Annotated in this window: 8 protein-coding genes; 4 read left to right on the plus strand and 4 right to left on the minus strand. The window is 69.9% G+C overall.

Translation table 11 applies throughout. The features are described 5' to 3' along the window. The first annotated feature begins 32 nt into the window (after positions 1–32). Together R5O87_RS10105 and R5O87_RS10110 are read left to right on the plus strand one after the other, a co-directional pair. Entirely contained in the window at positions 33–5,165 is a 5,133-nt protein-coding gene (locus R5O87_RS10105; RefSeq protein ID WP_410555182.1) for an Lhr family ATP-dependent helicase, read from the plus strand. Then, entirely contained in the window at positions 5,158–6,075 is a 918-nt protein-coding gene (locus R5O87_RS10110; RefSeq protein ID WP_410555183.1) for an Fpg/Nei family DNA glycosylase, read from the plus strand. The genes R5O87_RS10105 and R5O87_RS10110 overlap by 8 nt, the downstream gene beginning before the upstream one ends. A 117-nt stretch (positions 6,076–6,192) precedes the next feature. Here the strand turns inward: R5O87_RS10110 and yczE are convergent, their stop codons facing one another. After that, positions 6,193–6,876, minus strand: coding sequence for a membrane protein YczE (yczE, locus tag R5O87_RS10115; protein WP_410555184.1), 684 nt, complete (start codon positions 6,874–6,876; stop codon positions 6,193–6,195). A 60-nt stretch (positions 6,877–6,936) separates the two neighbouring features. Between yczE and yczR the strand changes: the two genes are divergently transcribed. Continuing rightward, entirely contained in the window at positions 6,937–8,418 is a 1,482-nt protein-coding gene (gene yczR, locus R5O87_RS10120; protein ID WP_410555185.1) for a MocR-like transcription factor YczR, read from the plus strand. Between the two features lie 200 nt (positions 8,419–8,618). Here yczR and R5O87_RS10125 read toward each other — a convergent pair whose 3' ends face one another. Next, positions 8,619–9,137 carry a DUF4188 domain-containing protein gene (locus R5O87_RS10125; RefSeq protein ID WP_410555186.1) on the minus strand — a complete coding sequence of 173 codons (519 nt, stop codon included), beginning with the start codon at positions 9,135–9,137 and terminating at the stop codon, positions 8,619–8,621. A 108-nt stretch (positions 9,138–9,245) separates the two neighbouring features. On the opposite strand from R5O87_RS10125, the gene R5O87_RS10130 reads away from it, so the two are divergent. Beyond that, on the plus strand, positions 9,246–9,821 hold the full coding sequence (locus tag R5O87_RS10130; protein ID WP_410555187.1) for a WHG domain-containing protein: 576 nt from the start codon (positions 9,246–9,248) through the stop codon (positions 9,819–9,821). Between the two features lie 24 nt (positions 9,822–9,845). Here R5O87_RS10130 and R5O87_RS10135 read toward each other — a convergent pair whose 3' ends face one another. Both R5O87_RS10135 and R5O87_RS10140 read right to left on the minus strand, forming a co-directional pair. Further along, a complete protein-coding gene (locus tag R5O87_RS10135; protein ID WP_410555188.1) occupies positions 9,846–10,538 on the minus strand; it encodes an SRPBCC family protein in 693 nt (230 codons plus the stop codon). Further along, a complete protein-coding gene (locus tag R5O87_RS10140; RefSeq protein ID WP_410555189.1) occupies positions 10,531–11,160 on the minus strand; it encodes a helix-turn-helix domain-containing protein in 630 nt (209 codons plus the stop codon). Before R5O87_RS10140 ends, R5O87_RS10135 begins: the two co-directional genes overlap by 8 nt. Positions 11,161–11,175: the final 15 nt, after the last annotated feature.

An 11,175-nucleotide genomic window follows, 5' to 3' on the forward strand; every position in this document is an offset into this window, starting at 1 on the left:
CCGGTGTCAGTGCCGTGAGGCATGATGGAGGCATGCAGTCGCAGGAGCCCGCCGGTACCTCCACCGGCACGTCCGCCGGGGACCCGATGGGCCAGTTCAGCCGGCCCACCAGGGAGTGGTTCCATGGTGCGTTTTCCGAGCCCACGCCCGCCCAGCAGGGCGCCTGGAACGCGATTTCGTCCGGCTCGCATGCCCTCGTAGTTGCGCCCACCGGCTCCGGCAAGACCCTGGCCGCGTTCCTCTGGGCGCTGGACCGGCTCCTGATGTCGGGGTCTGCTGCACCGGCTGCCGCTTTGCCCGAGCCGGCGGGGGCCAGCGCCGAGGTGCTGCCCGGCCTCGAAGAGGCACCTGCCGGCGCCAAGGCCAAACAGTCCCGGGCGCGCAAGCCCAAGCGGAAAACCCGCGTACTGTATATCTCCCCGCTCAAGGCGCTTGGCGTCGACGTCGAACGCAACCTCCGCTCGCCCCTTATCGGCATCACGCAAACGGCCAAGCGGCTGGACCTGCCGGCTCCGCTGATCACCGTCGGTGTCCGGTCCGGCGACACGCCCGCCTCGGACCGCCGCGCCCTGCTCAGCAACCCGCCGGACATCCTGATCACCACACCCGAGTCCCTCTTCCTGATGCTCACGTCCAGGGCGCGGGAAACGCTCAGCGAGGTGGACACCGTCATCGTGGACGAGGTCCACGCCGTGGCCGGCACCAAGCGCGGCGCGCATCTCGCCGTCTCGCTGGAACGGCTCGACGCTTTGCTGCCCGCGCCGGCGCAGCGGATCGGGCTCTCTGCCACGGTCGAGCCGCGGGAACTCGTGGCACAGTTCCTGGCTGGTTCGGCACCCGTGGAGATCGTGGCCCCTCCCTCGCGGAAGAACTGGGACCTCACGGTGTCCGTCCCGGTGGAGGACATGTCCGATCTGCAGGGCGCCGCCGGAGCCTTCGATTCCGGGCCGGCCTCCGGGCTGCAGCCGCAGGCCTCCATCTGGCCCCATGTGGAGGAAAAGATCGTGGACCTGGTGCTCGCCAACCAGTCCACCATCGTCTTTGCCAACTCGCGCCGGCTGGCGGAACGCCTGACCGCGCGGCTCAACGAGATCCACGCGGAACGCCAGCTCCTGACAGTGGGCGGCGGCTGGGATGACCCCGCTCCACCGCCGTCCGCCGGTGTTCCGGCGTCGACCGCCACGCCGGCGCACATGATGGCGCAGGCGGGCAGCACCGCGGGGGCAGATCCGCTGCTGGCCCGGGCCCACCATGGCTCCGTGTCCAAGGACCAGCGCGCCCTGATCGAGGATGACCTGAAGTCCGGCCGGCTGCGCTGCGTGGTTGCCACGTCATCCCTGGAACTCGGCATCGACATGGGCGCCGTGGACCTCGTGGTGCAGGTCGAGTCGCCGCCGTCGGTGGCCAGCGGGCTGCAGCGGGTGGGCCGTGCCGGGCACCAGGTGGGCGAGATCTCCCAGGGCTATCTGTTCCCCAAGCACCGGGCCGACCTCGTGCACACCGCCATCACCGTTGAGCGCATGCTGGACGGCAAGATCGAGCGGCTGAGCGTTCCGGCCAACCCCCTGGACATCCTGGCCCAGCAGACGGTCGCGGCCACGGCGCTGGGCAGCATCGATGTGGAGGAATGGTTCTCCACCGTCCGCCGCTCGGCGCCGTTCGCCACGCTCCCCCGGTCAGCCTTCGAGGCCACGCTGGACCTGCTGGCCGGGCGCTATCCTTCGGATGAATTCGCCGAACTCCGCCCCCGGATCGTCTGGGACCGCAACGCCGGGACCATCGAGGGCAGGCCGGGCGCCCAGCGGCTGGCGGTCACGTCCGGCGGCACCATCCCGGACCGCGGACTGTTCGGCGTCTACATCATCGGCACGGAGACGGAGGGATCGGCCTCGCCTACGGGCGCCTCTGACGGCAAGGGTTCAGGCACGGCCCCGGCCAAGGGCGGCCGGCGGGTCGGCGAGCTCGACGAGGAGATGGTGTACGAATCCCGCGTGGGCGACATCTTTGCGCTGGGCGCCACCAGCTGGAAGATCGAGGACATCACGCACGACCGCGTACTCGTCTCCCCCGCCTTCGGCCAGCCCGGCAAGCTGCCCTTCTGGAAAGGCGACTCGCTGGGGCGCCCCGTGGACCTGGGCCGCGCCCTTGGCGCGTTTGTCCGCGAACTGTCAGCGTCCGACGCCGGCCCTGCCACCGATCGCTGCAAGGCCAGCGGCCTTGACGACTTCGCCGCCAACAACCTCCTGCAGTACCTGTCCGAACAGAAGCTGGCCACAGAAGTGGTCCCCAGCGATACAACCCTCGTGGTGGAACGGTTCCACGACGAACTGGGCGACTGGCGGGTCATTCTGCACAGTCCCTTCGGCATGCCCGTCCACGCGCCGTGGGCCCTCGCGGTGGGCCAGCGGCTGCACCAGCGGTACGGCCTGGACGGGTCGGCCATGGCCGCCGACGACGGCATCGTGCTCCGCGTGCCCATGATGGAGGACGAACCTCCCGGCGCCGAACTGTTCCTCTTTGACCCCGAGGAGCTGGAGCAGATCGTCACCGCCGAGGTGGGCGGCAGTGCCCTGTTCGCGTCGCGCTTCCGCGAATGTGCCGCGCGTGCCCTGCTGCTGCCCCGGCAGACCCCCGGCAAGCGGCAGCCGCTGTGGCAGCAGCGCCAGCGGTCCGCGCAGCTGCTGGATGTGGCCCGGAAGTACCCATCGTTCCCGATCGTGCTGGAAACCGTCCGCGAATGCCTGCAGGATGTGTACGATCTTCCGGCGCTGAAGGATATTGCCGCCTCGGTGGAGCGGCGCGAGCTCCGGATTGTCCAGACCACCACGCAGCAGCCGTCCCCGTTCGCCAAGTCCCTGCTGTTCGGCTACGTGGCGCAGTTCCTCTACGAGGGCGATTCACCGCTTGCCGAACGCCGGGCGGCCGCACTGGCGCTGGACTCCACGCTGCTCAATGAACTCCTGGGCCGTGTGGAGCTGCGGGAGCTTCTGGACGCCCGGGTCATCGACGCCACCGAACGCGAACTGCAGCGCCTTGCCCCCGACCGGAAGGTCCGCGGCCTCGAGGGCGTGGCGGATCTCCTCCGGCTGCTCGGTCCCCTGGACCCCGGGGAGGTCGCGGCCCGCCTCGCCCCGCCAGCGGAACCCGCCGAAACCCCGCTGGTTGAGCCTGTCGAAACCGAGGGAACCCCGCTGGTTGAGTCTCTCGAAACCGAGCCCGTCGAAACCACGCCCTCCGAGGCGACAGTTGCAGAGGCCGCCGCCCACCTTGCCGCCCTGCAGCGGGCCAACCGGGCCATCAAGGTGACCATCGCCGGCGTCGAACGCTTTGCCGCGGTGGAGGACGCCGCCAGGTTGCGCGACGCGATCGGTGTCCCGCTGCCCATGGGCGTTCCGCTTGCCTTCATCGAGCCGGTGGCCGACCCGCTGGGCGACCTCGTCTCACGCTATGCCCGCACCCATGGCCCGTTCACCGCCACTGAAGCCGCGGCGAGGCTGGGACTTGGTGCCGCCGTCGTCGGAACCGCACTGAAGCGGCTGGCGGCCGACGGCCGCGTGGTGGAAGGCGAGTTCCGGCCCCACGCCGAGACGGCTGCCGGGGAGCCCGCCGGCGAAGGTCCGGCAACGGCCACGCACCAAGCCGATTCCGATTCCGGTCTTGACCCCGTCGCGGAAGCGGCGGCCGCGTCGGCAGTCGCCGCTGCCGCAGTGTCCCTCTCCGGCAGCGAATGGTGCGACGCCGAGGTCCTCCGCAAACTCCGCCGCCGCTCGCTCGCCGCGCTGCGGGCCGAGGTGGAGCCTGTGGACATCACGGCCTACGGCAGGTTCCTGCCGTCGTGGCAGAATGTCCGCACGCCCGGCGCGGGGCGGGGACAGCCGGCGCTGCGCGGACTCGACGGCATCATCACCGCCGTGGACCAGCTCTCCGGCGTGCCCATCCCCGCCTCGGCCTGGGAACCGCTGGTGCTGGCCAGCCGGGTGTCCAATTACCAGCCCGCCATGCTGGACGAGCTCATGGCCGCCGGCGAGGTCCTCTGGTCGGGTGCCGGTGCACTGCCGGGCAACGACGGCTGGATCAGCCTGCACCTGGCGGATTCGGTGGAACTGACGCTGAACCCTGCCCCCGACTTTGAACCGGGCGACGCCCAGCGGCGGCTGCTGGACCACCTGCAGGCCAACGGCGGCGGCTACTTCTTCCGGCAGCTGACGGACATTGCCGGCGGCATGGACGCGGTACTGGGCGACCAGGACGTCGTGTCCGCCATCTGGGATCTGGCGTGGGCCGGCCGGGTCACCGGGGACACGTTCGCCCCGGTCCGGGCCCTGATCGCCGGCGGGCACACCGCCCACAAACAGGTTGCACGGGCACCGCGGGCCAGGGCGCCGCGCCTCAGCCGGCTGGGACGGTCGCACGGCACGGGCCTGCTCGGTTCGCCGGGGCTTTCCGCCGGACGGTACGGCTCTGCCGGTGGCGCGGTGCCCACGCCGCCGCTCGCTGCAGGACGGTGGTCTGCGCTGCCGACGCCAGAGCTTGATCCCACCATCCACGCCCGTGCCACCGCGGAGCTGCTCCTGGACAGGTACGGCGTGGTCACGCGCGGATCCGTCATGGCCGAGAACATCCTGGGCGGGTTCGGCCTCATGTACAAGGTCCTGGCCCGGCTGGAGGAGGCAGGGCGGTGCCGGCGGGGGTACTTCATCGAGCATCTCGGCGCCGCCCAGTTCGCCGTGCCCGCAACCGTCGACCGGCTGCGCTCGTACACCGAGGACGCCCAGCTGGCCAAGCCGGACCCCGTGGCACTGGCCCTCGCGGCAACAGACCCGGCCAACCCCTACGGCGCTGCCCTGCCGTGGCCTGCCGGCAATGTCGAAGCCGGCAGCGGGCACCGGCCGGGGCGGAAGGCCGGCGCCCTCGTGGTGCTGGTCGACGGCGCGCTGGTGCTGTACGTCGAACGGGGCGGCAAGACACTGCTGGTGTTCACCGAGGACGAGTCAGTCCTCGCCGCCGCGGCCAGCGCCGTCGTGGACGTGGTGAAACGGGGTGCCGTGGACAAGCTCGTGATGGAAAAGGTCAACGGCCATGACATCCTCGACACCCCCACAGCGTCGGCCCTGACGGCCGCCGGCGCCTACACCACGCCGAAGGGGCTGAGGATCCGTGCCTGAAGGCGACTCCGTCTGGCGGGCCGCCAACCAGCTGCACACAGCCCTCGCCGGCCAGAAGCTTCTCGCCTCCGACTTCCGCGTGCCCCGCTTCGCCACGCTGAACCTGGCCGGCTGGACCATGGAGGAGGTTGTCCCCCGCGGCAAGCACCTGCTGATGCGGCTGGCAGGACCCGCCCAGGAGCGGCTAACCATCCACTCGCACCTGAAGATGGAGGGCAGCTGGCAGGTCTACCCGCCGGGCGGCCGGTGGCGGAAGGCGGGGTTCACGGCCCGGTGCGTGCTTCGCACCGCCGCGGCAGACGCCGTCGGATTTTCCCTTGGCCTGCTTGAGGTGATCAAGACCAGCGAGGAGGACAAGGCTGTGGGCTTCCTTGGCCCGGACCTGCTGGGTCCGGACTGGGACCCGGCCGAGGCGGAGCGGCGCGTGTCGGCGAAACCGGACGTGCCGGTGGGCGTGGCCCTGCTGGACCAGAGCAACCTCGCGGGCATTGGGAACATCTACCGCTGCGAGGTGTGCTTCCTGGCCGGCATCCACCCGGCGTCGCCCGCCTCCGCGGTGAAGGACTGGCCGGCCATGTTCGCGGACGCCAAGCAGCTGCTCGAGGCAAACCTCGGACCGGGCCGCAGGACCACCCTGCTCAACGCCCGCGGAACCCCCGTGGGCCGGGCAGCCGGCCGGCCGGGCTACTGGGTGTACCGGCGCGAGCACCAGCCGTGCCTGCGCTGCCGGACCCCCATCCGGCACGGCGTGCTGGGGAAGACCGTGCCGGGCACACGCGGCAACAGTGGTGCGGGCATGGCCGCGGCGGAGAGCCGTGGTGGCCCGGGCGCGGGAAGTACGCCCGCGGTCACCGAGGAACGCGACATCTACTTCTGCCCCAAGTGCCAGCCCCTGCTGGACGGCGCCTAAGCCTGAGGTTGATGAGGCACCAGGACACGCCCGAGGCTCTGGGACACACAAACGGCACGAGGACGCGCACATGTGAGCGTCCTCGTGCCGTTTGCGCGTCCACAGAGAAAATGCGCGTCAGGAGGCGGCGACACGTTCCTCCGGCTGGTCCTCTCGGTCCGCGGACTCTGGATCGGCGGCTTTGCCGGTGCCGCTCAAGGTTCCTCCGGCGGCCGCCGGTTCCCGGGCAGGCACCATGAAGTACGGCAGCAGGAGCTGGACCAGCGGGCCGATCGCCAGGGCATAGACCACGGTACCCACGCCGACCGAGCCGCCCAGGAGCCAGCCCGCACCGAGCACCACCACCTCGATTAGTGTCCGCGACAGGCGCACGGACCAGCCCGTGCGCCGGGCAAGGCCGGTCATGAGACCGTCGCGGGCGCCGGGGCCGAAGCGGGCGCCGATGTAGCACGCGGAGGCAATCCCGTTGAGCACCACCGCACCGCCCAGCATCGCGATCTGGCCGCCAAGGTGGGAGAACGCGGGGATCAGGGCGAGCCCGACGTCGGCAAACACGCCCACCAGGATGGCATTGCAGAGTGTGCCGAAACCCGGCCATTGACGCAGCGGAATCCACAGCAGGAGCACCAGGAAGCTGACGATGATGACCACGACGCCGATGCTCAGGCCTGTCTTCCCGGCGACGCCCTGGTGGAACACGTCCCAGGGGTCCAGCCCGAGCCCGGCCCGGATGAACAGGGCCAGCGAAATGCCGTACATGGCGAGGCCGGTGAAGAGCTGTGTGAGTCTGCGGATCATCATTGAACCATCCTGCGGCAGAACTGGCCTTGTTTTCCATGGCCAGTTTGAAATACTGGCCTCATGTCCGGATCACTCACGCCCACCGCCCTCGCCCGTCTCCTGGGCCAGTGGCACCACGGCAACGCCCCCGCCTACCGCGAGCTCGCCGACGTCGTGCGTCTTCTGGTCCTTGACGGGCGCATCCCGCTCGGCACGGCACTGCCCAGCGAACGGACGCTGTCCGCCACCCTCGCCGTCAGCCGCACCACCGTGACGGCGGCATATTCCAGCCTGCGCGAACAGGGGTTCCTGAGCAGTGGCCAGGGAACGCGCGGCCGCACCTGCCTGCCGCGGACGGCATACGCGGCGGGTCAGGGGCGGGACTCGCGGGCCGCGTTGTTGGGGGCTCCGGGCCTGGCTGTCCCCGACGGCGTCATCGACCTGGCGTACGCGTCGCTCCCCGCCAGCGGTGAGGCGGTCCACCAGGCCTTCGCCGCGGCCATCACCGAACTGCCCGCCCTGCTGCCCGGCTTCGGCTACGACGCCCTCGGCGTGCCGGCACTTCGGGAGGCGATTGCCGGCGATTATGCCGACGCCGGCGTGCCCACCACGGCCGGGCAGATCCTGGTGACGTCCGGCGCGCAGCATGCCCTCAACATCGTGCTGCGGGCGCTGGTCGGCAAGCAGGACAAGGTCCTCGTCGAGCAGCCGACCTACCCCAACGCGCTCGACGCCATCCGCTCGACCGGCTGCCGCATGATGCCGGCGCCCCTTCCGCCCGCACCCGAGCGGGGCTGGGACCTGGACGCGATCGAGTCGGCCCTGATGCAGCAGCGCCCCCGCATGTTCTATACGGTCCCGGATTTCCACAACCCCACCGGCCGGCTGATGCCGGACGCGCAGCGCCGCCGGCTGGTCCGCGCCGCCGCGGCGTCGGGCACGGTCCTGGTGGTGGATGAGACGCTCCGTGCGCTGAATCTCGACGGCGGCACAACGGCTCCGCTGGCTTCGTTCAGTTCGTCGGTGGTATCCATCGGCTCGCTGAGCAAGTCCCACTGGGCGGGCATGCGCACGGGCTGGATCCGTGCGTCGGAGGGTCTGGTCCAGCGGTTCGCGGCGGTCCGGACCACGATGGATCTGGGCGGTCCTGTGGTGGAGCAGCTTGCGGCGGCGCACCTTGTGCGGAACCTGGCCGACCCCTTGCCCGCCCGCCTGTCCGCGCTCCGCGAGAACCGTTCCGCGCTGCTGGAGCTGCTCAAGGCCCACCTGCCGCGGTGGGAGGCGGAAAGGCCCGACGGCGGCCTGGCGGTCTGGTGCCGCCTGCCCTCACCCAGCAGCACGGCCCTGACGGTAATCGCCCCGGACTTCGGAATCCGCCTCGCTGCCGGGCCGCGCTTCGGCATGGGCGGGGTGTTCGAGAACTTCCTCCGTATTCCGTTCACACTGCCGCCGGAGCAACTGGAAACCGCAGTCCTCGCGCTGCGGGCTGCCCACGAGAGGCTGGATGCGGCCCCGCAGCTGCGGCGGACCCTCAGGGACTCCCCCGCCGCCGCCATCGCCTAGGTGTATTGACCACAGGCGTTAGTGACAGTCGGCGGGGACTGGGGACACACTTCCGCCCCCACGACTCGGATAGTGCCTCGCGACACCGAAAGGGCCCGGCGACGCGAAAAGCGCCCGGCGACACGGGAATTCGGGTGTCCCGCGGCAAGATGCGCGTCGCCCGGCGGATAGCGCGTCGCAGGGCGGGAAGCTGCCTCAGTTCACGCCGTGCCGGCCGGCCGTCTGCCTGCGCCGGGTGCCGCCGGCCGCCCGATGCGCTGCCGCGCCGTGTTGGTGCCAGGGCCGACGGCCACCTGCGCCGTGGCCTTGGCCAGGCCAAAGAGCGGCATGCCGTTGTAGATGGTCTCGATCCCCTCGGCAGGCACGTGGTACGTCTCATGCCACACGCCCACATCCCCCGAACCGGCCACTTCCTTCATGAACCGGCGCCACGGCTCGAGGTGCGGGGAGTCCCGGTCCGCCGCAAACTTCTGCAGGTGCTCCGGGCTTTCCCAGTAGCTGACCATGACGGTGGTGCGCCCAAACCACTGTTCGCACCCCAGCATGCCCGACGCCGGGTTCCCGGCGAGGTCGCGGAGCATCCGGGGCATTGCCGCGGCGACCTTGGCCACCGTTCCCACCTTCCACCACCGGTTCGCACGCATGCCGATGAGGAAGACGGTCACGGACCCGCGCTGGACGTCCGCGGTGAAGCGGCCCGGATATGCGTTCTGACTCATGGGGACTTTCTCACTTCCGGAACCACGTTCCCTGGAATGGTGTGTCGATGCTAGATAACAACGTTTTATAACCTTGTTACGAAACGATGTTATGAAACAATGGAACCCATGGCAAGACCTGTACTTCATAACGAGGCGCTCCGGGAGGAGCTTCTCACCGCCACGGCCGACCTCGTCGCCAGCGAGGGGCCCGGCCGGGTGACACTGCGCGACGTGGCAGCAGCCGCGCAGACATCCACCACCGCCATCTACTCGCTCTTCGGCGGGAAATCCCAGCTCCTGACCGCCGTGATGGACCATGGATTCCAGTCCTTCCACGATTCCCAGCAAGCCGCCGCACCCGGCGGACTCCGCAGCCTCGGAGTCGCATACCGGACCTGGGCTTTGGAGCACCAGGCGCTGTACCGCCTGATGTTCGGCGGTGCCATGGCGGCCTACACCGAGTGCCAGCCAAGCCCCGAGGTCGCCGCCGGTGCCATGGCGCCGCTGGTTGAGGCGGTGGCGTCGGCACAGTCCGCCGGCACCTTGCTGCAGGCACCGGTGGAAGCAGTTGCCACGGCCATCTGGGGACAGGTCCATGGCCTCGTGAGCCTGGAACTGGCGCGCGTCGGCCCACCGGAAACCGACTGGCCGGCGGCGTACTCCTCCGCGCTGGACGCGATGATCCGCGGCTGGACGGCCTGAGCCAGCGGACCCTGAGCCAGTGGACTAGGCGTAGACCTTACCGAGGTACGCACCCCAGGCCTGGGCGGTGGCCCCGGAATCGCCGCTGCCGCTGAAGTCGTGGACGGTCATGCCGACGGGTGCGCCGAACGCATTACGGCCGAAGAAGCGGTAGAGGGTGTCCACGGTCCGGAGGCCCAGGAAGTTCGCGTTGGAAAAGTCCACCTGCCCCGTGAGCCGCCCAACGCCGTCGACCTCCACATCAAAAGCGTCGCCCTGGGACGCGCCGTCCACGCCGAGCGCCTTCTTGAGCCGGGCAAAGCCGTCAGGCGTCTGCGACGCGGCCGGCGCCTGGATGTCCGTGAAAACCACAGGCTGACCGTCGAAGTGCTGCAGGTACTGGCCCAGGGTGTGGAGGTAGAACTCGGTGTGCTTGCTGGCGCCGTCGTACTGCTGATCCCAGTCGTCCGCGAAGATGCCGCTGTGGACGTAGTGGAGCCTGGCCCGGCCGCCGTCGACCGGCTCCAGCACGTGCTCGAGCTGATTGAACCAGCCGTCCGGACCGTCCATCCGCGAGACCAGGTGGTGCGGATACTCCTCAACGGTCTTCACGTCCGGCCACTGGTCGGTCGGGAACATCCAGCCCGGGGTGCCCTTGGTGACGGCTTCCCAGACCCGTTCCGGGGTGCCTGGCAGCTCGGTGTCAAAAACAATCTCGAATTTCCGGTCGTCAGTCATTGTCCTGCTCCTTGGCTGGGATGGTTTTGGTTGAGTCTTGCGTTTCCGGCTTGAGTGCCGGGTGAAGCGCGACGACGAGCCGGTGCTTCCGTCCGCCGGCACCGGCATGGTGGTACTTGTCCACGAGCCGGGTGACCGCCACGCCGAGGTCCTCAGCGAAGGCGGCCCGGTCCGCGGCCGTGCGGAAGGTGATTTCGCCGTCGATGGCGAACGTGGCCAGCTTCTGCCGCGCGGCAGCAGCACCGGCAATGAGCTTCCCCATTTCCTGGACCATGCGGCCGGCGAGCGCCAGCAGCCAGAAGGCCGAGAACCGGTCCGCAAAACGGCGCGGGTCCGGCGCCACCGACTGAAGCGCCACCGGGGAGATGAGGTAGGAGGCAGCGGTGGCCCGCAGCACGCGCTCGGTGACGTTGCCCTTCCGGCGTTCCTCCACCAGCTCCACGAGGCCGTGCCGCTCGAGTGCCTTGAGGTGGTAGTTCACCTTCTGCCGCGGCAACCCCACCTTCGCGGCGAGCTGCGTGGCCGAGCCGGGCTCGGCCAGCTCCTGGAGGATCCGCGTCCGGATGGGATCCAGCGAAGCCTCCGCCGCCGCCGGGTCCTCGATCACTTCGATGTCCAACATGCTTCAAGTATCTTC

The organism is Arthrobacter globiformis (genome assembly GCF_046536215.2).
Lineage (GTDB): Bacteria > Actinomycetota > Actinomycetes > Actinomycetales > Micrococcaceae > Arthrobacter > Arthrobacter globiformis_E.